The sequence below is a fragment of the Microbulbifer discodermiae genome (genome assembly GCF_040742695.1).
GTDB lineage: Bacteria > Pseudomonadota > Gammaproteobacteria > Pseudomonadales > Cellvibrionaceae > Microbulbifer.
Map to the genome: position 1 here is coordinate 67,503 of NZ_JBFLAB010000012.1, position 24,519 is coordinate 92,021.

General features: G+C 57.6%; 21 protein-coding genes, 1 tRNA gene and 1 other RNA gene. 12 read left to right on the top strand and 11 right to left on the bottom strand.

The features are described from left to right. Positions 1–101: 101 nt before the first annotated feature. Complete coding sequence (hda, locus tag AB1S50_RS06540; RefSeq protein WP_367149715.1) at positions 102–821, bottom strand: DnaA regulatory inactivator Hda; 720 nt, start codon at positions 819–821, stop codon at positions 102–104. Positions 822–828: 7 nt separating this feature from the next. After that, positions 829–1,923, bottom strand: coding sequence for a DUF2066 domain-containing protein (locus AB1S50_RS06545; protein WP_367149716.1), 1,095 nt, complete (start codon positions 1,921–1,923; stop codon positions 829–831). A gap of 193 nt (positions 1,924–2,116) precedes the next feature. On the opposite strand from AB1S50_RS06545, the gene purM reads away from it, so the two are divergent. From purM to AB1S50_RS06565, 4 genes are all read left to right on the top strand, one after another. Continuing rightward, the gene (purM, locus tag AB1S50_RS06550) at positions 2,117–3,163 is read left to right on the top strand and encodes a phosphoribosylformylglycinamidine cyclo-ligase (protein ID WP_367149717.1); all 1,047 of its coding nucleotides are present in this window, start codon (positions 2,117–2,119) and stop codon (positions 3,161–3,163) included. Continuing rightward, positions 3,163–3,834 carry a phosphoribosylglycinamide formyltransferase gene (purN, locus tag AB1S50_RS06555; protein ID WP_367149719.1) on the top strand — a complete coding sequence of 224 codons (672 nt, stop codon included), beginning with the start codon at positions 3,163–3,165 and terminating at the stop codon, positions 3,832–3,834. The genes purM and purN overlap by 1 nt, the downstream gene beginning before the upstream one ends. A 153-nt stretch (positions 3,835–3,987) precedes the next feature. Continuing rightward, positions 3,988–4,710 carry a DUF3108 domain-containing protein gene (locus AB1S50_RS06560; protein WP_367149720.1) on the top strand — a complete coding sequence of 241 codons (723 nt, stop codon included), beginning with the start codon at positions 3,988–3,990 and terminating at the stop codon, positions 4,708–4,710. Positions 4,711–4,930: 220 nt separating this feature from the next. Then, complete coding sequence (locus tag AB1S50_RS06565; protein WP_367149722.1) at positions 4,931–6,316, top strand: OmpP1/FadL family transporter; 1,386 nt, start codon at positions 4,931–4,933, stop codon at positions 6,314–6,316. 120 nt (positions 6,317–6,436) lie between these two features. On the opposite strand, the gene AB1S50_RS06570 is transcribed toward AB1S50_RS06565, so the two are convergent. Beyond that, positions 6,437–8,305 carry a M2 family metallopeptidase gene (locus tag AB1S50_RS06570; protein ID WP_367149724.1) on the bottom strand — a complete coding sequence of 623 codons (1,869 nt, stop codon included), beginning with the start codon at positions 8,303–8,305 and terminating at the stop codon, positions 6,437–6,439. A 240-nt stretch (positions 8,306–8,545) separates the two neighbouring features. Continuing rightward, positions 8,546–8,642, bottom strand: an RNA gene (ffs, locus tag AB1S50_RS06575) — signal recognition particle sRNA small type. Positions 8,643–8,774: 132 nt separating this feature from the next. On the opposite strand from ffs, the gene AB1S50_RS06580 reads away from it, so the two are divergent. Next, entirely contained in the window at positions 8,775–9,620 is an 846-nt protein-coding gene (locus AB1S50_RS06580; RefSeq protein ID WP_367149725.1) for a 6-carboxytetrahydropterin synthase, read from the top strand. A gap of 34 nt (positions 9,621–9,654) precedes the next feature. On the opposite strand, the gene chrA is transcribed toward AB1S50_RS06580, so the two are convergent. Beyond that, a complete protein-coding gene (gene chrA, locus AB1S50_RS06585) occupies positions 9,655–10,869 on the bottom strand; it encodes a chromate efflux transporter (protein ID WP_367149726.1) in 1,215 nt (404 codons plus the stop codon). Between the two features lie 297 nt (positions 10,870–11,166). Here chrA and AB1S50_RS06590 point away from each other — a divergent pair, with 297 nt between their 5' ends. Continuing rightward, positions 11,167–11,886 (top strand): 16S rRNA (uracil(1498)-N(3))-methyltransferase, encoded by a 720-nt coding sequence (locus AB1S50_RS06590; RefSeq protein WP_367149727.1) that lies wholly within the window; start codon positions 11,167–11,169, stop codon positions 11,884–11,886. 103 nt (positions 11,887–11,989) lie between these two features. Here AB1S50_RS06590 and AB1S50_RS06595 read toward each other — a convergent pair whose 3' ends face one another. Next, positions 11,990–12,643, bottom strand: coding sequence for a hypothetical protein (locus tag AB1S50_RS06595; protein ID WP_367149728.1), 654 nt, complete (start codon positions 12,641–12,643; stop codon positions 11,990–11,992). 27 nt (positions 12,644–12,670) lie between these two features. Here AB1S50_RS06595 and AB1S50_RS06600 point away from each other — a divergent pair, with 27 nt between their 5' ends. Then, the gene (locus AB1S50_RS06600; protein WP_367149729.1) at positions 12,671–13,363 is read left to right on the top strand and encodes a hypothetical protein; all 693 of its coding nucleotides are present in this window, start codon (positions 12,671–12,673) and stop codon (positions 13,361–13,363) included. Between the two features lie 49 nt (positions 13,364–13,412). Here AB1S50_RS06600 and AB1S50_RS06605 read toward each other — a convergent pair whose 3' ends face one another. The 3 genes from AB1S50_RS06605 to AB1S50_RS06615 are packed head-to-tail and all read right to left on the bottom strand — an operon-like array spanning position 13,413 to position 17,588. Continuing rightward, positions 13,413–14,501, bottom strand: coding sequence for a hypothetical protein (locus AB1S50_RS06605; protein ID WP_367149730.1), 1,089 nt, complete (start codon positions 14,499–14,501; stop codon positions 13,413–13,415). Next, positions 14,488–16,986, bottom strand: a complete 2,499-nt coding sequence (locus tag AB1S50_RS06610) for a TcfC E-set like domain-containing protein (protein WP_367149731.1) — start codon at positions 16,984–16,986, stop codon at positions 14,488–14,490. Before AB1S50_RS06610 ends, AB1S50_RS06605 begins: the two co-directional genes overlap by 14 nt. A 47-nt stretch (positions 16,987–17,033) precedes the next feature. Further along, complete coding sequence (locus AB1S50_RS06615; protein WP_367149732.1) at positions 17,034–17,588, bottom strand: hypothetical protein; 555 nt, start codon at positions 17,586–17,588, stop codon at positions 17,034–17,036. A 444-nt stretch (positions 17,589–18,032) separates the two neighbouring features. Between AB1S50_RS06615 and gltX the strand changes: the two genes are divergently transcribed. Together gltX and AB1S50_RS06625 are read left to right on the top strand one after the other, a co-directional pair. After that, positions 18,033–19,508: a glutamate--tRNA ligase gene (gene gltX / locus AB1S50_RS06620; protein ID WP_367149733.1), complete on the top strand. Its 1,476-nt coding sequence runs from the start codon at positions 18,033–18,035 to the stop codon at positions 19,506–19,508. 156 nt (positions 19,509–19,664) lie between these two features. Further along, positions 19,665–19,740, top strand: a tRNA-Ala gene (locus AB1S50_RS06625). A gap of 115 nt (positions 19,741–19,855) precedes the next feature. On the opposite strand, the gene AB1S50_RS06630 is transcribed toward AB1S50_RS06625, so the two are convergent. Then, positions 19,856–20,053: a site-specific integrase gene (locus tag AB1S50_RS06630; protein ID WP_367149734.1), complete on the bottom strand. Its 198-nt coding sequence runs from the start codon at positions 20,051–20,053 to the stop codon at positions 19,856–19,858. Positions 20,054–20,353: 300 nt separating this feature from the next. Between AB1S50_RS06630 and AB1S50_RS06635 the strand changes: the two genes are divergently transcribed. Together AB1S50_RS06635 and AB1S50_RS06640 are read left to right on the top strand one after the other, a co-directional pair. Next, on the top strand, positions 20,354–20,749 hold the full coding sequence (locus AB1S50_RS06635; protein WP_367149735.1) for a DUF6228 family protein: 396 nt from the start codon (positions 20,354–20,356) through the stop codon (positions 20,747–20,749). A 990-nt stretch (positions 20,750–21,739) separates the two neighbouring features. After that, positions 21,740–22,126 (top strand): MotA/TolQ/ExbB proton channel family protein, encoded by a 387-nt coding sequence (locus tag AB1S50_RS06640; protein ID WP_367149736.1) that lies wholly within the window; start codon positions 21,740–21,742, stop codon positions 22,124–22,126. A 63-nt stretch (positions 22,127–22,189) separates the two neighbouring features. Here AB1S50_RS06640 and AB1S50_RS06645 read toward each other — a convergent pair whose 3' ends face one another. Next, positions 22,190–23,278 (bottom strand): IS5 family transposase, encoded by a 1,089-nt coding sequence (locus tag AB1S50_RS06645; RefSeq protein ID WP_367149737.1) that lies wholly within the window; start codon positions 23,276–23,278, stop codon positions 22,190–22,192. Positions 23,279–24,061: 783 nt separating this feature from the next. Here AB1S50_RS06645 and AB1S50_RS06650 point away from each other — a divergent pair. Beyond that, positions 24,062–24,391 (top strand): hypothetical protein, encoded by a 330-nt coding sequence (locus tag AB1S50_RS06650; protein WP_367149738.1) that lies wholly within the window; start codon positions 24,062–24,064, stop codon positions 24,389–24,391. The last annotated feature ends 128 nt before the right edge of the window (positions 24,392–24,519 follow it).

Below are 24,519 nucleotides of genomic sequence, written 5' to 3' on the forward strand. Positions count from 1 at the left end.
TGTGGGGTTCCGATATAGGTCGCGAAGGCTACCCGGGGCAGCGGGCCGCAGGGCAACAGGCCTGCTGTAACAACCGCCGGCATGCCACAGGCCGTTTGCGATCAGATGTTCAACACCTGTTTGACAAAGGGAATGGTGATCTTGCGCTTGGCCATCAGGGAAGCCCTGTCCAGCTTTTCCAGGCAGGCAAACAGGGCGCGGCTGTCGCGCGGCGCGCGGTGGAGAATATACTGCGCCACTTCCTCAGGGAGATCGAAACCCCGTCGGCGGCTGCGCTCACACAGAGCAGCCAGCTTGTCCCCATCGTCCAGCGCGCGCAACTGAAAAACCAGGCCCCACTGCAACCGCGAACGCAGATCCGCCAGTTGGAGTTCCAGGCCGCGGGGCGGTTTGCGCGACCCCAGCAACAGCTGGGCTCCGGCATCCCGGACCCGGTTGTAGAGATGAAAAATGGCCGTCTGCCAGTGGGGGTGGGCCTCCAGCAGGTGCACGTCATCGAAGCACACCAGTTCCAGCTGTTCGAGTCCCTCCAGAATAATTGCAGGGTCCAGGGAAAGCAGTTCGGCCAGCGGTAGATATTGAAAACTGCGCCGGAGGGATTCCGCCTGCTGGCAGACCGATTGCAGCAGATGACTGACGCCACTTCCCTCTTCGCCCCACAAATAAAGCACCTGCTCCGGGAACTCGCCACCGGCGAACTGACGCAGCGCCGTGACTATCTGGCGGTTTTCATCCGCCGGTGACAGATAAAAATTGTCAAAAGTGGCGTCATCCCGCAGAGATACTCCCAGGGTCAGCTGCTGTGGCACGCAGCCTTTCATAGCAATCTCATCGCCAGCGGTAGTGCAGCGGATTTTCGCTACTGCCCAGGGGAGCCCGGTAACCGACCAGGTCTATGGGATCCGCCTCATCCTCGGCGGTCAATCTGTGATTCAACGCCAGTGCGTCGCGCAGGCTCCTCATACTGACCGAAACGGTCAGGGCAAAACGCAGGCGATCACCGTCAACGGCAATCAATTCGGCGCTACTGGCCTGGGCGAGCCCCTGTAAATAGGCACTGGCGGCCGTGTACTTGGCAAAACTGTCCACACCGGACAACTCTAGTACCACATCACTCTTGTGACCGGCGCCTCCGGTCTGTACCGCATAACGCTCCGCCAGCAGGTCGGCGGCACCGCCGATCCCCTGTCGCGCCGCCTCCTCCAGGGAGGCGCCCTGGGTGTCATAGGCATAGCTTCGGCCGCCGTGAATCAGCAACCAGTCCCCCTGCCAGCGCTGCTCCGAAACCTCCAGCAGGCGCCCCATCAGGGTCGCATCGGATCCGTAGCGCAGGCTGGCGCTCTGCGCCGTCCGCTCATCCTGTGCCCACAGGTTGCCGACCGGCAGATTGCGCCGATCACTCTGGTCCATAGCGGGAAACTCCACCGGAAGCCCGCGCTCCACCGCCGCCGCCTCCAGTGCCGCATACAGCTCCGGCGCATCCTGTTCACCCAGGGCACTGCGGCCCTGGCGAATGGTGTCCACCGCCAGCCACACCAGGGTGTCCGGGCGGTTGTTGGGCCAGGTAGGCAGTTGCAGTTCGCGCACCTGGGTGGAGATTGCGCTGGGATCAAAGGACAGATGCACATAGAGCTGATTGTCTTCCACTTCGTAGCGATAGCTCTGCACATACTGTTGCGCACGCGCCAGCAGAGGTTGCAACTGGCTGCTGGCGCCCACTTTCGCCTCACCGGTCACCCGCACGAAAACCCGCGCCAGCCCGCGCGCGCTGGCTTCAGCCCGGTCCGAGGCACCCCTGCTGGGCACCGCCTCCACCACCTGATACAGGTCGGCAATCACCCCTGCCTGTGCAGGCAGCACAGGCAACAGCAGTACCCAGGCCAAAATACCCACCGCCGGCCTGCACCTGAGCAGCTTTTTCATGAGTTGTCTCTCCGCAACATCTCGTCCGCGTCAGCCCGGACCGGAATGGATCACGCAGCGCCAGGGGCGCGGGCCGGAACCAGAAGCGGTCTATTGTATCAGTGTCGGTTTTTTCTCCCAGTCCCGAGTTCGCACATTCGCTGGGTTTTCCACTAGAATACGCGCCTTTCCCGTGCCCACTGCAGGATCAACCATGAGCGATTCCAAGCCTCAGCCCCTCAGTTACAAGGACGCCGGTGTCGATATCGACGCGGGCAATGCCCTGGTGGAACGCATCAAGGATGTCACCAAGCGCACCAACCGCCCGGAGGTACTGGGCGGTCTGGGCGGTTTCGGCGCACTGTGCGAACTGCCCAGCGGTTACCGGGAGCCGGTCCTGGTGTCCGGCACCGATGGTGTGGGAACAAAACTGCGCCTGGCGATGGACCTGGATATCCACGACAGTATCGGCATTGACCTGGTGGCCATGTGTGTCAATGACCTGGTGGTTGCCGGCGCGGAACCCCTGTTCTTTCTCGATTACTATGCTACCGGCAAGCTCAACGTGGATGTGGCGGCACAGGTGGTGACCGGTATCGGCCGCGGGTGCGAGATGGCCGGTTGCGCCCTGGTGGGCGGGGAAACCGCCGAGATGCCGGGCATGTACGAGGGTGATGACTATGACCTGGCCGGCTTCTGCGTCGGCGTGGTGGAGAAATCGGCGATTATCGACGGCAGCCGGGTAAAAACCGGCGACAAACTGATCGGCCTCGCCTCCAGTGGTCCCCACTCCAACGGCTATTCACTGATCCGCAAGGTGCTGGAGATTAGTGGCGCCGATCTGCAACAGGATATAGGCGGTAAATCCCTCGCCGAAGCCCTGATGGCGCCGACCCGAATCTATGTAAAAAACCTGCTGCAACTGGGCAAAAAGGTGCAGCTCAACGCATTGAGCCATATTACCGGCGGCGGCCTGTTGGAAAACCTGCCGCGGGTTCTGCCCGAAAATGCCCGCGCGCATATAGACACCGACAGCTGGACCATCCCTGAGGTGTTCCGCTGGTTGCGCGAGGCCGGCAACATCGATCAGCGCGAAATGTACCGTACCTTCAACTGCGGTGTGGGCATGGTGATCTGCGTTCCCGCCGATGAGGCCGATGAGGCCCTAACCGCCCTGAGGGAAATGGGTGAGGAAGCCTTTGTCATGGGCGCTGTGGAAGACAGGGACGGGGGCGAAGCCGTGACTCTGGCGGGGCTCTGATGGCGGCGGCAAAATGCAGGGTGGTGGTCCTGATTTCCGGCAGTGGCACCAACCTACAGTCACTGATTGATCAGGCGGCTGTCGACGGGGCCGACTATGAGGTGTGTGCCGTTGTCAGCAACAAAGCCGATGCCTTCGGCCTGGTTCGCGCCCGCGAGGCGGGGATCAACACCGCGCAGATCGACCACCGCGAGTTCGCCGACCGCCGCGCCTTTGACAGGGCACTGATGCAGGAAATCGACCGCCACACACCGGAGCTGGTGGTGCTGGCGGGCTTTATGCGCATACTCAGTGCGGATTTTGTCCAACACTACCGCGGCCGGCTGCTGAATATCCACCCGTCTCTGTTACCCAGGTATCCGGGGCTGCACACCCATCAGCGGGCATTGGCATCCGGTGACAGGGAACACGGAGCCACGGTGCATTTCGTCACCGAGGAGCTGGATGGCGGCCCCTGTATAGTGCAGGCAGCGCTGCCGATCAACACCGGCGACACAGCGGAAATCCTCGCCGAGCGCGTTCAGGCACAGGAACATGTCATCTATCCACTGGCTGTGTGCTGGTTCGCCCAGGGCCGACTGCGTATGGTTGGCGACAGTGCGCAACTGGACGGCGAACCGCTGCCCCGCAGCGGCAAACGCCTGGGTGGCGGCCAGTCCCTAAACTATTAGACCGGCACTTTATTGAGTTGCGAGGCTAATAGTGCACTTTTGACACCGGTGGGAGTCACAGAGAATACTGGCTGCACATTTTGTAACGGAGCCGACGATTAGTCCCGCCGCGCAGCCTTCGGCGCACGCCGGGCAGAGACACCTGGAGGTCAAATGCCGCTTCGCCTGCTCACCGCACTGCTGTTCATCTCCGCCCTGCCCGCCCTGGGCGCGGAGCTGCGCCCCTTTAACGCCGTCTACCAGGCCAGCTACAACGGGCTGGGGGTGGAGGCGACACGGAAACTCACCGGCAGGGACAACAACTGGCGCCTGGATTTCAATGCCGACTCTATCTTCGCCGGCATCGATGAATACTCCCGCTTCGTCCTACACGGCGACCAGCTCCGCCCGTTGCACTACGAATACAAGAAATCCGGTCTCGGCAGAGGGCGGGAGATAGCGCTGAATTTCGAGGCCGAACAGCGCCGGGTGGTCAACCTCACAAATCCCAAACGCTCACTGGAGGAAGTGCCTCAGGATGTTCAGGACAAATTAAGCTATCAGTTGCAACTGGCTCTGGATATCGCAGCAGGTAAAGAAAAGCTGGAGTACCGGGTAGCCGATGGCAGAAAGATCCGCGCATACAAGTTTTCCGTTGTGGGCACAGAGACGCTGCAAACCCCCATGGGCCAGGTAGAGACCATCAAGGTACAGCGCCTTCGCGAAGGCGATGCGCAAAGAGAAACCGTCATCTGGTTTGCCCCGGCCTGGAATTACGCCCTGGTCAAACTCTGGCAACAGGAGGAGGATGGCAAAAGCTACCAGATTGCCTTGACCGAATTAACCATCGACGGAAAAAACCTCGATCCCACCGACAGCACGCCTACAGATTCGTAACCAATAAAAAAAATCACGTCACGTCATGGATTTTTCAGGTGATACTCTTTATAAAGTCGCCTGTTTCCTCATGTGCAAAATTTTAGCGCTGCTAGACTTCTCACATCAGGGAATAAGTTGCGAAAAATGAGAGCTTTTTGCATGGCTCTCTGAGCTGTGCAGGGTCCATCCACTTCGCTCCGTCGTGCAATTGGTAATCAGCAATACAGAGTGGGATCTCATGAAAAAGAATCTTGTGAGCCGCGCGGCCCTGGCTGCCGCGATCAGTGCCGCTTCCAGTGGCAGCATGGCTGCCGGTTTTTATCTGCAGGAAACAAGTGGCGTCGGCCTCGGGCGCGCCTTCGCCGCGGAAAACACCATTGGCGATAACGCCTCCATCCTCGCGCGAAACCCGGCGGGCTCGGCGCTGTTCGACACCATCACCCTTTCCGGTGGCCTGACCTATATCGACCCGGAAATCGACGTCGCCGGGGATATCACCTATTTATTTCCCGACGGCAGCGGCGGCCTCGGCAGCCAGACCTTTTTCGACACCGCCAAAGACTACGCCTCCGACGCCTTCGTTCCCAACGGCTATATCGCCGTACCCATAGATCCCTGCTGGTCCGTTGGCCTGGCACTGTTTTCCAACTACGGCCTGGAGACCGATTTCTCCTCCGGCTGGCTGGCGACCAATATCAACGACAAATCCGAACTGCTGACGGTGAACATAGCCCCCTCGGTGGCCTACAAATTCAATGAGCAGTTCAGTGTCGGAGTGGCGGCAAACTTTGTTTACGCCGACGCCAAGCTCACCACCAAGGTACCGGCCAATTTCCCAATAGTGCCGGCCTTATCCAACGACTCCATTCTCCGCTACGATGATGCCGACGACTGGGACGTGAGCTGGAGTTTGGGCGCCCTGTGGGACATTGACGAACGCACCCGGCTTGGCATTTCCTACCACGCTGAAATTGATCCGGATTTGTCCGGCGACTTGAGCTCGGATTTTCTGCCCACCGCCGTTATCCCGACACTGCCGCTTTTTGACGACGCCCGTGCCAACGCGCCCCTGGACCTGCCGGATACCCTGGAGCTGGGTCTCTACCACCGCTTCAATGACCAGTGGGGCTTCGCCGCAGGGCTCACCTGGACTGACTGGGACGACTTCGAGACACTGGAAGCTTTCGTCCCCTCCGCCCGTACCGGCACTGATTTCGAACCCTTCAACCCGCTGGTATTTCGGGAGGAAAATTTTGAAAGCGGTTTTCGCTACAGTATCGCGGCGGAATACTATCCCTGTGACCAGGTCACCTGGCGGATCGGCTACGCCTACGACGAAAGCGCAGCCCGGGACGGCCTGAACCGCGCGGAAACCGCGGAAACCGGCTTCCCTGTCACCTGGCGCAGTCTCGCTATTCCGGACACTGACCGCCAGTGGGTTACATTTGGCGGCACCTATGAATACGACCAGCACTGGAGTTTCGACGGCGGCCTCGCCTACCTGTGGGGCGACGACGAAACCATACAGGAATTTACCAGTATTCCGGTGCCCACCGTCTTCGACGGTCAAACCACCAACACCGAAGCCTGGCTATTGGGCGGATCGGTAAACTACAAGTTTTAAACCCGCCGGTTTGGCAACCGCATAAAAAAGGTCGGCTATGCCGACCTTTTTTACATCCCGCGGAAACTCAACGCCCTTTCGAAGCGCCAAACGGGACAAACGGCTCCTCACCGTCAGGCATTACTCCCAACCGCACTGGCGACCCTGGTTCTGCTCATCCAGATAGGCCATCAGCGGCTGGAAATAATCGATGATGGCGGAAGCATCCAGCTCGCGCTGACCGGTCAGAGCCTCCATCGCGTCCGGCCAGGGCTTGCTGGCACCCATGGCCAGCATATTCCGCAGCTTCTCCCCGGCGGCGTCATTGCCGTAAATGGAGCAGCGATGCAGGGGCCCGGTTTCACCGGCAGCGTCGCACAGGGCGCGGTGGAACTGGAACTGCTGGATACGCGCGAGGAAGTAACGCGCATAGGGGGTATTGCCCGGAATATGATACTTGGCACCGGGATCAAAGTCGGCTTCACTGCGTTGCACCGGCGCCTCGACACCCTGGTACTCCTCCCGCAGTTGCCACCACGCCTTGTTGTAGCCCTCCGGCTCCACCTCGCCGGAAAAGACCTTCCAGCGCCATTTATCCACCATCAGGCCAAAGGGCAGGAACGCGATCTTATCCAGCGCCTGGCGCATCAGGAAACCGATGTCCTTGCTCTCGTCCGGCTCATCGTCCATCAGGTCGATTTGCTGCAGGTATTTGGGTGTGATGGACAGCGCTATGGCATCACCCACCGCCTCGTGGAAACCGTCATTGGCACCTTCCTTGTAGAGGAAAGGCTGGTCCTTGTAGATACGCTGGTAGAAATTGTGCCCCAGCTCGTGGTGGATGGTGATGAAATCATCCGCGGTTTTCTGGATGCACATCTTGATGCGGATATCGTCCTGCCCGTCCATATTCCAGGCGCTGGCGTGACAGACTACGTCCCGGTCCCGGGGCTGGGTGAACTGGGAGCGCTGCCAAAAAGTCTCCGGCAGCGGCTTGAAGCCCAGCGAGGTGAAAAAGCGCTCACCCACCTTCACCATGTCCTTTTCGTCCATACCGGACTCGACCACCAGTTCGGTGAGGTCGTAGGGAGCCTCCATATCCTCATCTTTGACCACGTCGTAGATGTTGCCCCACTCCTGGGCCCACATATTGCCGAGCAGGTGCGCGGGGATTTTGCCGTTGGGAGGCACCACCTCGTCCCCGTAGCGCTCGTTCAGCCTGGCGCGCACATGGCAGTGGAGAGCCTCATACAGGGGCTTTACCTTGTTCCACTGGACATCCATATCCGCCGCAAAGGCGTCCGGATCCATATCGTACTTGGAACGCCACATTTCGCTCAGATTGTCGTAGCCCAATTCCTGGGCGCCCGCATTGGCGATTTCCACCTGGCGCTGGTAGAGGGGCTTCATGGGCGGGGAGACCTCCCGCCAGCCAACCCAGAGTTCCTTCAACAGCTCCGGATCGCGGCTCTCCGCCATCAGGCGCCCCATTTCCGTCAATGTGTAACACTTTTCCGAGTCACCCTCGCCACTGCAGAATTTACCGGCGCCGTACATACCCTGTAGTTTGGAGCCTATCTGCGCCAGTTCGGCGGTCAGCTGCGGGTCTTTCGGCGCCGGCAGCACCAGCCCCTGCTTTAACATGGTCAGCTGCCGGCGGGTCTCCGCATCCAGGTCCAATCCATCAAACCTGGCCGCCTCGTTGGCCAGCTCGACCGCCATGGTGGTAAAGCGCTCCGAGGCCAGTGCCTCCACATACTGGGAATCGGTATTGATATAGGTGGACGCCAGCCAGCTAGCATGGCTCAATTCCTCGGCCATTTTCTCCAGGCGCCCCTGGGCATCCTGCAGAAACGCCTTGGCGTCCTCAGCGGTGACTTCGCCTCCCGCCGTCTCATCCACCGCCGCAACGACTTCCACGGATGACTGGGAGACCGGCTCGTCGGCCGGCTTCTTGTCGCAACCGGCGAATGCCGCGGCGGCTGCGATCACTAGGGCAATTTTTCTCATCGGACCCCTCTATATTATTTATTTGGATTCGGACAAAGGTGCAGCCGTTTATAACATAACCGCGCCGGCCAAAGAGACCGCGAGCCCGCAGGCCCGGGAACAACAATATAATATTCCCCCAGCCCTGGGTATTTTGGTGGAAAATCCCGCTACCGCCCAAACAGGCTGTGAAGACGGGGATGCTGAAGCGACATTCAATAAAGAGAGGAGGGAATCGTATCAGCGGGGAGATGGAGGCAGCCCAACCAGCACACCTTCGGCACATGACATCACTGCTACCGTTGCTCCCTTCCGGGCCTGGCGGGGTTCACAGCTGATCATTGCGAAGGGACCGGAGGGGCCGCCACTGCGCGCTTTGGCATCTCTGGAGTGGATGCCAAAGAGGGCGCGATTATAGAGATTCAAAGGCGCGAGTTCCAGCCCTGTTGGACTATAATGCGCGCGCAGTTTTCCCCACAAAGGCCACACCATGCACCTGTTCGTCGACAACCTGATCAATGTGGATTTCAGCTACCTTGATCACCAGCGCGGTTTGGTCGGCGAAACCTGGCTGGCACACACCGCCCTTCACGGCGCCCTGGACCAGCAGGGCATGGTGTGTGATTTCGGCATAGTAAAGAAAACCCTGCGCCACTGGCTCGACGAGCGGCTGGATCACCGCCTGCTGGTCCCCCTGGGTTCCCCGCACCTGCAACTGGAACAACGGGCCCAGCAGGTCAGCCTCCAGTGGCAGCTTGACAGCGGCGGCCATATCGCCGTCAGCGGTCCCCCGCAGGCGTTTGCCCTGGTGGATGCACCTGCGATCGAAGCGTCCAGTGTCGCCGCCTGGTGCGTGCGGCAACTGGCCGACGCCTTTCCCACCAGCGTCGAACGCCTGCAACTGAGTTTTAGCAGCGAAGCCATCAGCGACGCCTATTACCACTACAGCCACGGATTGAAAAAGCACGGGGGCAACTGCCAGCGCATCGCCCACGGCCACCGGTCGCGCATCCAGATCTATATCGACGGCCGGCGCCGCCGGGATTGGGAAAAGCGCTGGGCGGATCGCTGGCGCGACATCTATTTGGGCACCCGCGAAGACCTGCTGCCACACACCGGTGGCACAATGCTCCAGTTCGCCTACCGCGCTGGACAGGGTGATTTTTCTCTCGCCCTGCCAGCGGACCGCTGCGAACTGGTGGACTGCGATACCACCGTCGAACAGCTGGCCCAGCACATCGCCACTCAGATCGCCACCGAGGAACCGGGACACGAAGTTATGGTGCGTGCCTATGAAGGGCTCGGCAAAGGGGCCGTGGCCACCGCCACAATCTAACCCCCTTTTTTGCGCTTATCGCTGCGGCGGCTACTCAGATCAACACCCTCAACGCACCCACTGCCGCGGCCAGTGGCACCAGCAGCCATAGAGGCAGACGCAGCCATTTGAGGCACACGAAGAAAACCGCCAGCGAAAGCAGATCCTCCACCCCGCGAATGGCTGCCGGCCACACCGGATTAATCAGCGCCGCCAGCAGCAGGCCCACCGCCGCCGCGCCCACCCCCGCGATCGCCGCTGCCGCCAACCGCCAGGACTGCAGTGCCCCCCAGTGCGGCATAACCCCCAGCAACAGCAGCCACCCGGGCAGGAAAATGGCTATTGTCGCCACAACCGCACCAGCCACAGGCGCGCCATCCTGTATTCCGAGTAGAGTTCCCAAATAAGTGGCCAGTGTAAACATGGGGCCGGGCACTGCCTGGGCCAGACTGTAGCCAAACAAAAAATCCTCGGTGGGTAGCTGATGCACCAGCGGCTGCTGTTCCAGCAGCGGCAACACCACATGGCCACCGCCGAATACCAGCGCACCGGCGCGATAGAAGCTGTCGAACAGCTCCCCTCCCACCAGCCCCCAACCCAGCAGCGCCGAGAGCAGCAACAGCCCGAACAGGATCAGAGCGAGACTGGCCAAACGGCCACTGCCCGGCCGGGCCAGCACCTCCGAGGACGGCATCGGCACCCGCCCGCGCAACCACAGAGCGCCGCACAGCGCCGCCGCAGCTATCGCGACTATCTGCGACCAGGGCGACCGCCACAGGAGCACCAGCGCTGCCACCGACAGCGTAATCGCCAGGCGCGGCAGGCCCCGGCTCAGCTTTTGCCCCATCTGCCACAGGGCATCCATCACCACCGCCACCGCAAATACCTTCAGGCCGTGCATAACGCCCGCCAGCCAGCTGCTTTCCGGCCAGCGCATCAGCCACAGAGCCGCCGCCAGCATCAGTATCGCCGACGGCAGGGTAAAACCTGCGAAGGCCGCCAGCGAGCCGGCAATTCCCGCCCGCTGATATCCCAGCGCCATGCCCAGTTGCGAGCTGGAGGGGCCCGGCAAAAAGTGGCACAGGGCAACCAGGCCGGCGAAACCCTTGTCGCTCAACTGCCGCCGGCGCTCCACAAACTCCCGCTGAAAATAGCCAATATGGGCCACTGGCCCTCCGAAGCTGTGGCAGCCAAGGCGCAAAAAATCAGTAAAAATTCGCCCGCACTCGCGCGCATATGAGCCCTTTGCCCCGTCCGTCGTCCGCACCACCTGAAACCCTCCAGCTGCTTTTCACCGCACAGCCAGCTCGACTGCCGGGCTATTGACCTGGCAATCCAATAGATGATCCCTCATCAATTGGATTGTCGCCCATGAAAATCTGTGCAATTGCGCGGAATCGCTGGCTTTTCAAGGGCTTGCGCCGGCCTCCGCGCGGCGGCGGTACATCCTTGTACCGCACTAGCCCGGCAACTTGTTTAGTTGTCGGGCTAGAGTAAACAGGCCCTAATAATATCAATGCCAAACAGCCACTATAATAGGCGCCTGCACTTTCGCGAGTATGACAAATTGAACCTCATCCTTCTGCAACCAGATGACTTTTTCGCCCCGGACCGGGTCTGCCTGCGGGGACGCCGGCAGCAGCATATTCAGCAGGTCCATCGCGCCAACTCCGGCGACCGGTTGCGGGTGGGCCTGGAAGACGGGGAAATCGGTACCGGTGAGGTTGTTTCACTGGGCACCGATACCGTTGAACTGAAGGTGGCACTTGACTCCCCGCCCCCCGCTGCCCTGCCCCTGACACTGGTACTGGCCCTGCCGCGGCCAAAAGTACTCAAGCGGGTACTCCAGCAGGTCACCGCCATGGGGGTCAAAAAGCTCTATCTGGTCAACGCCTACCGGGTGGAGAAATCCTACTGGCAGACGCCCTGGCTCAGTACCGACAAGATAGGCGAGCAGTGCCGGCTCGGCCTGGAGCAGGCAGTGGACACACAGATGCCCCATATAGAAACCCGCAAGCGCTTCAAGCCATTTGTGGAGGATGAATTGCCCGGGATTGCCGCCGCCACAGAAAAGCTGGTGGCCCACCCGGTGGCCGCGCGACCCTGCCCCGTGGATAGTCCCCGGCCCACCACCTTAGCGGTGGGTCCGGAGGGAGGATTTATTCCCTACGAAGTGGAGAAACTGGCGGAAGCCGGTTTCAGCGCCGTTCACCTGGGTCCCCGTATATTGCGCGTAGAAACAGCTCTGCCGGTTCTGCTCGGCCGCCTGCTGCCCGCCCGCGGTTAAGTGCAGCCTGACTTCCAACAGGTTGTTGGAAAAGGCATACTGCCTGTTTCAAAACACGAAAAGCGAAAAATGTGATTTTCACTTTTCTCCCAAAAGCAACGATTTAGGCGTCGCCGATTTTGCCGGAACATCCATATTCCGGTATCAGGCGTCGAAATTCTTCGAACTTCAACAACCTGTTAAGCTTATTTGCGGCTACGGCGGCCATGATCTCTATATTAGTTTCCGGCGAGAGGATGGTTCCTGGGGCTCCGCCATCAATATGGGCAGTGAGATCAACTCCGACAAACCGGATTTCTTTGCCAGTGTCACCCCCGATGGAAAGTACATACTCTTCAACAGAACCATAGATCGCGATATTCACAATACGGATATTTACTGGATAGACGCAAAAATTATTGATAGGTTGAGGCAGGAAAAATAACGGATTCTTGCCCCCAACAGGGATGTTTGAGTCACAGATCAAACTTGTGACTACCGGGTTGGTCGCAGGGGGGAGCATGGGCCGAAACAGCCACCTGGCAGACCAAGCCGTCAAGGTAAAGCACCCATAAAGCGGTCGCCAAGCCCTACCCGCCACCCGATGGGAACCCCCGCTTGAATTGCGAGTTGAAGGCTGGCATAAATAGTGGAAAGCTGGTTCGACACCGGTCGGGATTGCACAAGCAAGTGATTTCAAGTAATCGCGTGGGATTGCAACGGCGACTCTCCCATCGGCAATATTCCATTGGGTAGCCGGGTCAATAACAGCAGCCATTGACTCTCTCCCAACAGCCGGGTTGCCATGAAAAAAACCACCATCGCTCTACTGTTATTGTCCCTGACATTTCTCAACCAGTCCGCACTGGCGGCCATGTCGCTCGACAAGATTATCCTGTATCTGGACGATACCCCCGACGCGCGACAGGACATAGTGGTCACCAACCCCGATCCCGAAACCCTGTATTTGCGCACGGAAATCTTTCGCGTGGACAACCCCGGTCAGCCAGACGAACGCCGTGTGCGGGTGGTGGACCCGAAGGAATTTAAACTGCTGGTCAGCCCTTCCAAAGCGGTATTGGCCAGTGGAGAGCGCAAACGCTTCCGCTTGATGTCCCTGGAGCGCGGGCTGGAACAGGAAAAGGTCTATCGCGTGACCTTCAGGCCAGTGGTCGGCGATATCAAAACCGAACGCACCGCATTGAAGATTCTGGTCGCCTATCAGGCCCTGGTATTTGTACAGCCCAAGGACGGGCAGTACCAACTGGAGCTGGAAGACAGCGACGGCGGCTGGGTCATTAAAAATACCGGCAATATCAATGTGGAGATCACTGATCTGAAACACTGTACCGATACCGGTGAATGCCACTCCATCGAGGGAGGCGGCCGCCTGTATGCCGGAGCCGGCAAGGTCCTGGATTCCAATATCAGCGGTGGTTTTCTGGAACTGCTAGCACGGGGGCGCGAAACCCGTAAACTGCAGCTGCCATTAAAATAATCAGACCCGGACACATTCCGCCCGGGCATGCTGCCAGTGCGACTTCGGACTATTCCAGCTCCACGGTGAGTGTCACAGTATCCGTGTAGCTGTTTCCGTTGGCGGTCTCCAGCTGGCTGCGGGGCACCCGCACAGTGATGCGCAGATTCTCCTCACTGTAGCCGGCGCAGTCCTCCTCCCCGTGACCGCGCCAGCGGGTGTTGGACACTACGCCTTCCCGCAGAGTCTCGGAAAACCCGTCCGCAATACTCATCACCGCAATCTCGTAACTCAGGTCGTCCACACCGCGCAGGATAAATTCGCCGTTGCCGTTCTGGCTGTCCGCAGTAATACGGAACAGCGCCGAACCTCCGGCCGGAAAGACCCCGAACAAAAATGGCGTGCCGTAAACGCAAATGTCCTGGCTGGACTCCACCGCATCAATCCCGCCTGCGGTCAGGTCCATATCTGCCAACCCCGAAACCCGAATTTCAGCATCCCGCCACAGTTCAATGGAAAAACTCACCGCCGTCATCCGTGTCGTGGGTCTACTGCCGTCACAGGGGAAAGCCCCACCAAAATCGCTCAACCCACACTGATCGATTGAGAGAGAGAATTCCGCGCTATAAAACTGGCACCGCAGCCGCGCGGTGGGCGGCAGCTCCACGCGAATCGACGCCGGCACCTGCCCCCCCAGAGCGCCACCGGAAAACAGCACGCCGCTGTCCCGATCCGGGCGTAATTCCTCGCTGGCGCCCATGCTGGCATAAGTGAGCGTAATCGGAAGGTTCCTGCCGCCAGAGCACCAGGACCCGCGCAGCACAAAGCCACCGGCCCTGGTTGGCCCGGCTACCCTCACCGAATAGGGAGTGGCCTGGGTGCAAACCGGGTCGAACCAGTCCGGGGAACAACTGCGGATACCAAAAGTAATCTCGCCCTGCGCCACAGTATTACTCTGGTATTTGAGACGGTTGGCCGTGTCCTGCAGATGGCAGACACCGACCAGGCGTTCATCGTAACCCGCCTGTGAGGGGTCAGTCGGCGGCCCGGCGCCATTGTCACAGGGACGGGCATTGGACGAGTCGGCAGCCGCCGGTAGTATAGCGACCGGCAACACCAGACATAGAATCACAGTTATCGAAACGCTAATGCCGGACATAGTGTTTTTGTGTGTGCTCGCAATTTGCCTTGTCCCAGTCGATGTCCCCCAGGTTCAGCCAGTGTTTACCACTTGTGTGCTCCCGCACCGGGGCCAGGCACTTCTCCCAACTTATCTCCATTGACCGGATTGACTGTGGATCCCGGTGTATTTCGATCTGGAATACACCAAATTCGTCGGTAACCGCGCTACTGCCGGCAAGGGTTATTTCTGTATTCGCCGCCGGTTTTCCAGCGCGGATCAGGCGGCCCAGCACCAGCGTCACCGGAATAACCCGGTAGGCTGCCACCGCGACATTTCCCGGATAGAGGGTGATCCTATCCTGCATTTCCCGGTAATCGTGAAACCCGCCCGCCATGGGCCGCAACTGGATGTCATAACTTCTGAACGAGGGCAGATTGATCACCGAGCGACCGCCGCCCCTGGCGTAGCCGCGACGCAGCCCGTCCACCAGTACCTCAAACGGCTGGTCGTCGCTGCCGGCGATACTCACCAGCACCGCACTGTTGGTGGCGCTCTCACCACCCCAGGCAAAGGCATCGCCAGTGGCGATAAAACTGGTGGACAAGCTGCCCAGATAGTTCAGCGAATCCCGACTGCCGCCAGCGCGATAGTCCAGCGTCGAACTGAGCTGGCCGCGGCGGCCGGCAATACGGGTGTGGCTGCCCAGGCGGTAACCCTCAGAACCTGTCTCGCCGGAAAACTGCTGCTCCATTTCCAGCGCCCAGCGATCCCCATCGCGCCAACTAGACCGGAATCCCACGCGGTTTTGCTGCCCACCAACCCGGTCACTGTTGGTACGTGCCCTGGTGGTATGGCTCCAGTGGTCACCGCGGAAACGGAACTCGAATGCGGCGCCGGTAAAATACTGTCCGTCGGCATCGCTGTGAGTCAGTGTCATCTCCCCCTGCCAGCGGCGGCTGCGGAAAAAATCCCGGCGGTATTCCAGCGTGGTGAGCCGGTTGGCACCACCGATCTCCGAGTCGAAAATCACCTGCGGCTCAAGGAAAGTGCCGCGGCTGCGTTGCGCATAGCGCAGGGACACGCGGCCGCCGGCCAAAAAGCCGCTGACCTGGGCGTTGCGCTGCCGGTAGCCGGGTCCCAACAGGGAAAATTCCCGCCCCAAACTCTCCCCGGAACCGGATTGCAAACGCGTTTCCGCAACGCTGAAGTTGAACAGACTTGTGTTCAGCTGCGCAAGCAGCCGGTGGCCATTGCGACCATCGTCGCCGCGCACCAGGCTCGGGGACAATTCCAGAAACTCCCCCACCCAGCGCCCGCCAATTTCAAACAGGCTTTGCTCTCCCATGACGGCGACACTGGCAAATAGTCCTGTGTCGTCAAACAGTCGACGCGCCGCGCCCACCTGAAAAAAATAATCATCCTGCGGTTGCGGCAACAACCCATCACGCAGACCCTGTGCCGGTCGGCCAGCCTGCACTGACCAGCGCCACTCCCCGGGAGGGGGCAGCAGTGAATCCTTGGAGAAAAACTGCCGGTAGCGGGCGAGCGGTCGGCCAAACTCGTCAAAACTCCTGATTTCCACCTCGTAGCTACCGCCCGGCAGAGCCGAAGTATCCAGCAGCCGATTGCCCGCTTCCAGCAGTTCGCTGTACAGCAGGCGGTTGTCCCTGTGGATTTCCACCCGTCCGCGCACAGGCATGTTGATGTCCAGCAGTGTACCCTGGCGATAGCGGTCATCGGTCCGGCTGTTGTTGGAGCTGAGGTATTCGACACCGTACAGGTAGGGGGAAGCCGCAAAGCTGGAAAAGTCCCCCCGGGGCTGGATCAATCCCGCCGAGTAGGCCCGGCCGCGATAATCGCGACCCCAATAGAGTTGCGCAACCTGACTGTCGCCCCCATCCGTCGCCGACCACTGACCGTAAAGGGCACTCTCGCCGAAACTCAGGATCGACTGGCCGAACAGAGAGATACTTCGCGCATCCTCCAGGTCGCCCACCCGCACCCCCGACCAGGTAGCGGTCAAACCCTGCACCAGCGAAACATCGCTGGTAGAGTCGGGCAGGAATGGATTTTCAATCGCCGCCTTCTGCGGCAGCAGTTCCGGGGCCAGAAACAAATCGACCCGAAACCGGCTGGCGTCATAGATAAGCGCCAGGTGCTCGGGGACCACAACTCCGCAATCCCGCTGCTGGGGCGAGTAACACACCCGGTGGGAGTTGCGTGCCTGGGCCTCCCGCAGCAATTCCAGCACCCTCTCTGGGTACAGTGTGGGGGGCAGCAACTGCAGGACAGTATTCGGGTCCGAAAAACGCAGAGTATAGGGGTCCACTTCCACCATGGCCGAACCGATGGCGCGGCCGCCGTAGTAAAGATCCGCAACCAGCCGCTGCGTTTCCGTCAGATCGGCAAAACCCTCCGGGACCCCGGTGCTCACCATAAAGGCTTCGCTGGCTGCCAGCCCCTTATTGCCCAGGGTGACAAGGACCACCGCAAGCAGTATCTGCCTAGTCGCGCGATTCATGATTGTGGGCGCCAGGGCGCCCCCGGAGAAACGGCGGAATGACCCGCTTACAGCGCGGTTACAGTCACGGTCAGGGTATCGCTATAGGAGGTCTCGTTGGCCGACTCCCAGACTGCCGCGTCCACAGTCACAAATACACGCGCATTGTCACTCTGGCAGTCCAGGTTGCCATTGCGCGCAAAGCTGCCGGTAATATCGCCGTTGACATCCGCACCGGTACCGGTGGAATTGGCAACATTATCGATAAACGCCGCAGTGTAAGGCAGGTTTTGACTGGTTCCGTTCAGCTGGAAGGGATCACTGCCGACACCGCCACTGGAGCCGTTCTGGCTGGACAGGTTCACGCTGTAGCTAGCGAAGCCGATACCACCCACACAAATATCTTCCGTGCCCACAATCGGGGCACCAAGCGTAGCGGCGGTTGTATCCAACAACATATTGTTGAAGTTCTTCACAATGATCTGGGTTGGGACATTGAGTGTGATATCGAAGTCACCACTGGAGCTACTGCTACCCGCCACACCGTCGTTAGCGGCAGATGTGCTCACAGAGGTCATAGCGGCCATAGCCGCGGTGAGAGAACAAATGAGTATTCTTTTCATAGCGGACCTTCCTGGTACCAAAGTTATCGTTATTCCCCCGGCAACCAAATAGACCCTTTGGGCCAGTCTGGCTTTCGCTCTTGAAGCACCGTGCAACCGCCATCTGCTTTGTTCAAGCATTCAGGCCGGCCAGTGTTGGCATCCCCGACCCCAATCTCACCAACAGGCGCGGTAGCTTGGCGGTTCCGGTAGTAGCCAGGCCGGAATCGCCCGACGCCGGGTAGTGTTTGTTGTTGTCGCAGCGCCTTGCGCAGCTTGCATCAATGATACGGGTTTTGTGATCTATGTCACTTATTTTATGTGCGCCAATTCTCACTAAAGTAGAAGCACCCAGGCCGGCCCGGGCAGAAAACCCTCTTTCCGGCCTCCCTGTGCCCGGCTCCCCACTGGCGATATAATCCCGCCCATTGACTCAGACCCCATATGTATCCAACCAGGTTGACAATGTCCGTGAGAACCAGAATCGCCCCCTCCCCCACCGGTGATCCCCATGTGGGCACCGCTTACATCGCCCTCTTCAACCAGTGCTTCGCCCGCGCCCAGGGCGGCAAGTTTGTGCTGCGCATTGAGGATACCGACCAGCAGCGCAGCACCGCCGAATCTGAACAGGCCATCCTCGACAGCCTCCGCTGGCTGGGCCTCAATTGGGATGAGGGCCCCGACGTCGGCGGTCCCCATGGACCCTACCGCCAGAGTGAGCGCGGTGAAATCTACCAGAAATACTGCGCCCAGCTGGTGGACAAGGGCCATGCATTCCACTGCTATCGCACCGCCGCTGAGCTGGAGCAGCTGCGCGAACAACTGCGAGAGGCCGGCCGCACCGCACTGAAACCCAGCGACCTGGCCCTGCCGGCAGAAGAGGTGGAAAGGCGCCGCGCCGCAGGTGAACCCTATGTGGTGCGAATGCAGGTTCCCGAGTCCGGCACCTGTGTGGTGGAGGATTTGCTCCGCGGCGCGATCGAGATTGACTGGGCCCAGGTAGACGCACAGATACTGCTCAAATCAGACGGTATGCCCACCTACCACCTGGCCAACGTGGTGGACGACCACCTGATGGAAATCACCCATGTACTGCGCGGTGAGGAATGGATAAATTCAGCGCCAAAGCACCAGCTGCTATACGAGTATTTCGGCTGGGATATGCCCGTCCTCTGCCACCTGCCACTGCTGCGGAATCCGGACAAGACCAAGCTGTCCAAGCGCAAGAATCCAACCTCTATCCTCTACTATCAGCGCGCAGGCTTTATGCCCGAAGCGCTGCTGAACTACCTCGGCCGTATGGGCTGGTCCATGCCGGACGAGAGCGAGAAGTTCTCTCTCCAGCAGATGTTGGCGCACTTCGACATTCACCGGGTATCCCTGGGGGGACCCGTCTTCGACGTGGAAAAACTGTGCTGGCTGAACGGCCTGTGGATTCGTGAGCTGGAAGACGAGCAACTGGCGGACCGGTTGCAGCAGTGGCTGCTGAACCGCAACAACCTGCTCAAGGTACTGCCCTATGCGAAAGAGCGCATGGAGACTTTCTCCGACTTCGCCCCCCTGGTGGGCTTTCTCGCCGCCGGCCAGCTGCCGCTGACAGAGGCCAGTTTTGCTGACAATAAACTCGCCCTGGAAGACCAGAAGAAGCTGCTCCAGTTCGCCCTGTGGCGTTTGGAGGGCCTGCGGAACTGGGATAGGGACAATATCTTCCAGGCGGTGAAATCCCTGGCTACAGCCATGGATATCAAACTCAGGGATTTTAACGCCCCCCTCTTTGTGGCCATTAGCGGGACCACTGCGTCATTTTCGGTCATGGATGCCATGGTATTGCTGGGGTCCGACCTCACCCGGGCCCGCCTGCGCCACGCGGTGGAAGTCCTGGGCGGCGCGGGAAAGAAGGTGCTGAAGCGCTGGGAGAAGGAGTACGCCTCCCTGGCCTGAACCCGGCGCCCCCCCTCCTGTTCGGCGCCGGTCCAGGAGGGCCGGCCGATTCCATGGTATGACCGTAACTAGTTGATTAAAAAGTTATTTTTCCCCTTGACAGAGGACAGCGCCCTGTTAGAATGCGCCCCGCTCGCGACGGAAAGCAGGCATCAAGGGGCTATAGCTCAGCTGGGAGAGCGCAACACTGGCAGTGTTGAGGTCAGCGGTTCGATCCCGCTTAGCTCCACCAAATTTTCCTTGTTTATCAAGGACTTGCTGGGAGAGGGTTGTCAGTTTCAACCTAGCGCACAAAAACTCCCAAGCATTGAAAAAGGACCCTCTGGGTCCTTTTTATTTGCCCGCCACTAAAACTCCCCATCGATAACTTTCTCATCCAAATAGATCCCAACTTCTTCGTAATCAATCCCGTGTCCAGCCTGGTAGTGCCGGGTCACCTTCTCGTCCGTATATGCCATCAGGCGTTGCACATCTTTGATGTCGTAGCCCATACGTTTAAAGCGGTCCGAGGCTGGGCTACGGACCTCGTGAAAGGTTTGAGCCATCTTTATGAGCTGCTGAGTATCGCGCTGAAAGATCGTTTATCGGCATCAGCCTGAAGCACAAGGGTATACATGGCAGCCGATTCATACACCTGGATGATCTTGAACCCGCGCTAGGCGAGCGCACCAGGCCTAGAGTCTGGCGCCACTAAAGAACCTTTCTGAGCTGTATAAAATTTATCGAGCAAACTGATTTGAGTAATATTTTTGGACAACTGGCACCAGATTGCCTCTGGCACAGGAATCGGGATAATAGCGGTAATGGGTACTACAACCTATAAGTTAGGTATATAGGTCATCGATATGCTTAGGATTAAATCAACGCGTTCAGGCAGAGAGTTAGCCTTCACCAAATATGATGGCGAGAATTTCTCGATCGAACTCAAGGGTGGTATCAGTGCAACTATTAGGGTATACGGTTATGCTCCTCATTCTCATGACTTATCTCACTGGTTCTCAGAGCTTGGCAAGCAAATTCATCCCTGGGATGGAGAGCTCGTTTGGGAGTCACTAGAAGGTGAGTTCAAAATCAAAGCTATCTGCGATTTTCAAGGTCACGTATATTTTCAGGTTTCATTAAGACCGCCTCCCGGAACATTTGAAGAGTCATTTATTTCAGTGGGCCTCCAATCTGAGTTGGGCCAACTTGGTAATATTGCCAGTGAAGCTAGGCGGTTCTTTGATCCATCAAATACCTAACCAAAACAAGTAGGTTGAATGAATAGCTTAGGCTTTGCACATATTGTGCGGCTATTCAGGCTTTTAGTCTCGAACAATATGCGCACAATATTTGTCGCCCTTATTGTGGACATTAAATTAAATCATGGTTGCCTATCGTGAAATATTACTATTTCCCCTGCATCTTCCTTGTATCGGTTATAGGTTATTTTACGCCATTTTATTTTGAAATTTCTCCCTCAACACCAATGGCCTATGGGTATGCTTTTGTTGGACTGATTTGGGTTGTACTTTTTAGTACACTATGGGCTTTCTCAATTATTTATCCAGCATGGGCTTACTACAAATCAAAATTAAACAGGAATATTATATATTGCAGTGCATCAATCTGGGTTATATACATGGTTTGGTTAGGGTTTGCGGCTCATGGTTATTTGGTTACGGTTTAGCACTCTACTAGCAGTGCTGATACTACAAATCATGTCTGCCCAGGCAGGTGAGCTCAAACCATTTTCCAGCGACGGTTGCAGCGCATTCCCTGATGGCACGTTTGAACAAAATGATTTGTGGCTCGCATGCTGCCAAGAGCATGATTTTGCTTATTGGAAAGGTGGCACCTATCAAGAACGACTTAGATCGGATGAAAAACTAGAAACTTGTGTTTCTAAAGTTGGTGAGCCAAAAATTGCTCTGCTTATGCTTACTGGGGTTAGGGTCGGAGGCTCACCGTTATTCCCTACGCAATTTAGGTGGGGTTATGGATGGCCATACCCTAGGTTTTACGGTGAGCACACCAAACAAGAATTAGAGCAAATAGAGCACTTAACAAGTAAAAGTATGGGGAACCGAAAACCAGCACCGTCGCTTTAGGCATATGCGTTAGGCATAGCCATTCACTAGCGAGCGAGGTATAAGTCCCTTTTGATAAGAATTATGGAGAATTTACTTAGATTTGCTTCCAAGGATGAATTCAGGATAATAGTGATTAGTATATAAGTGCCAAGAACAAAGATGAGCAATTTAAATTACCAACCTCCAAAATCCACCTTAATCGAGGTTAACACTCAGACCTCAACTGTGGGAAAATGGTTGGCTCTAATTGGATCAATAACTCTTTTGTCTCTACCAATTGGAATTACCTCGACCATAATTTCAATGTATCACCTTTTTCAGGAAAGAACCGTACAAGGGGCAGGGAGCTCAGAGTTCATTGCAAGCGGCATGTCTGATGCCCTAGTCTCCACAATACTGGGATTAATCTTTTCTTTGCCTGGCGCAATTCTTTTGTGTATCTCCATTGTGTTTTTTAGGCATCGTCGGCCATGGGTTTTTAGCAGGCTGTTGAAAAATCAGGGAATTCTTCAACAGCGCCACTTTCAGTTTTCAAAAATAGGATAAAACAAAGATATCCTATCGGTTTTGATGTTGGATTCTCGGTATCTTTGGGCCATTTCCGCCTCATCAGGCGGACCCTCCCTGCAGATTCACCATCCGCGTCAGGTTCCAGCCGATAAACGTCATGTTGAACACAGCGTTGACGCGCGCCAGACCTCGCACTTTGATTTGACGGATCAGACCCACCGTCTTACCCCAACCAAACCCTTCTTCGATACGCTTTCTCACTTTCATACTGGCAGCGTACCCCTCGTGCCGGCTGGTACGGCTGTCGATGGCCGAGCCACCGCGACGTTTATCGTTACGCGCCACATGTGGGGTTACATTCATACCGCGGCAGGAATCGACAAACTCCCGGGTATCGTAGTTCTTGTCAGCACCTATTGTCTTGCGACGAGAGCCCGGTAGCTCTGCCAGTAGGTCGACAGCGGTGTCTCTTTCGCCGCGCCCGGTAGCCAGGCTGGTGCGCGCCTTTACCATCAAGCCATTGCGGTTCTCCATCAGGGTGTGACCAAGGTAAGCCAGCTTTGCTTCACTACCTTTTGACTTCTTGAAACTGCGGGCATCCGGATCGGTCTTTGACTCATGGGTGTCATTCAGGCGCTTTTCTCCGTGAAAATCGACCTCTTGATTGCGCCCACCGCCTGTGGAATCTGAATCATCTTCATCCTTTGGCCGAAAGCTTTTCTGCGAGGCCCAGGCCTGTATCAGTGTGCCATCCACACTAAAATGCTCTTCACTGAGCAGGTTGCGTTTACGCGCTATGGCGACGACTTCTTCGAACAGTGCTGGGATAACGTCGTGCTCCAGAAGGCGATCCCGGTTCTTACTAAAAGTAGAGTGATTCCAAACCACATCATCCACCGTCAGACCGACAAACCAACGAAATAGCAGGTTGTAGCTCATTTGTTCCATCAGTTGCCGCTCGCTGCGGATGGTATACAGAACCTGCAACAACTGTGCGCGCAAAAGGCGCTCAGGCGGAATAGATTCCCGCCCCCGCTCAGAATAGGCGCCACAAAGCAGCCAATCGATGCGCCGAAGCGCCTCGTTAAACAGCGATCGGATTGAACGTAACGGATGGTTTTTGGGCACGAAGCTCTCGAGGTGTACCGTTGTAAAAAGAGCTTCTTGAGTGATATCAGCGCCACGCATGTCGGAGTAAGACCTAGTTTTTATCGTACGAAAATTTTATCAAAGCCGCTGATGATGCGGGACAATTTCAACAGCCTGCTAGCTTATCTAGCGAGGCTGTCTTGGATGATACGCCACACATTCGCTCGTCTTCAATAAGGTTCCCCCTGAAGCCGGGCCCTACTGGCCACCCCCGCCCCTGGCGCCGGGGTGTCCTGTGGCGTAGCGCGACCATTGGTGTGGTGCTTTACTTCAGCCGCGCACCGCCCTGGCAGCGCGACCTCTGCCCGGATTTATCGTTTCCTTTTCCCCAAGGACCGCGCCTGCGGCGAGAGTAACGGTGCAAAGCTAATCGCTTTGATAACGCCTTTCCGCCCCAAGCGATTTAAGGAGCCCATAAAGATGGCCGTATTCCCCTGTCGATTGTCTGAGCCACTACAATTGGAAAGCTTTTATACCATTACGCCCGTAGCCATCCACGACGATATCGTGGAGTTGGACATTGCGCCATGCGAAGTTGGTCGCCCCCTTTGGCTCAAGCGCTTATTTGAGCTGCAGGAGCAAGCCTGGGAGCTGGCGGACCACCAGGCCATGTACCCCTCCTCCCATACACCAGCCCCAGCCCCACCGAAATCGACCAAAGGAAAGCGATCTTGATCTCAAAAGCGGGGCATCTCGAAATGACGGGCGCTCAGAGCCATACCGCCAGTGCTTGTCTCCTCCTCACAATGAGGGGAAGTAAACGCAGTCAATACAGTGTACCCCTCTCCACCGGTGCCCTTGTCATTGGGCAAGACTTGATCGTTGGGAAGGGATACCGCAGCATTGGCCCTTAACAGGCTATTGAAAACAGTGTTTTTCAGCAGCCTGCTGTCCCGAACAGGGATGTTCGGGCCACAAATCAAGCATGTAACTGCTGGTTTTGTCTTGGAGGATTTGTGGACATCCGCCGCATACTCTGGCGTTATGCCAATGGATATATCAATGCCAATTTTAAAAAGCGTAAAAAGGTTTATATTTCTTGGTCCTGTCTTTTTTATCACTACCGTAAGTGCAGGCGATAACAAGGCCCCGGATTTCGAACAATACCCGGCAGAACAGCATTTAGAGCAAGAACCACTAGCAGGCTGTTGATTTTGTCGCCTGAGAACATTGGGTTAGATACAATACGGAAAACGATAACCCACAGAGGATTTTGGTTCAGTGCGCGGTATGGATGTTTTTCAGGAGTCTCTTTTCACAACAGTGCAGTTGGAATCGTT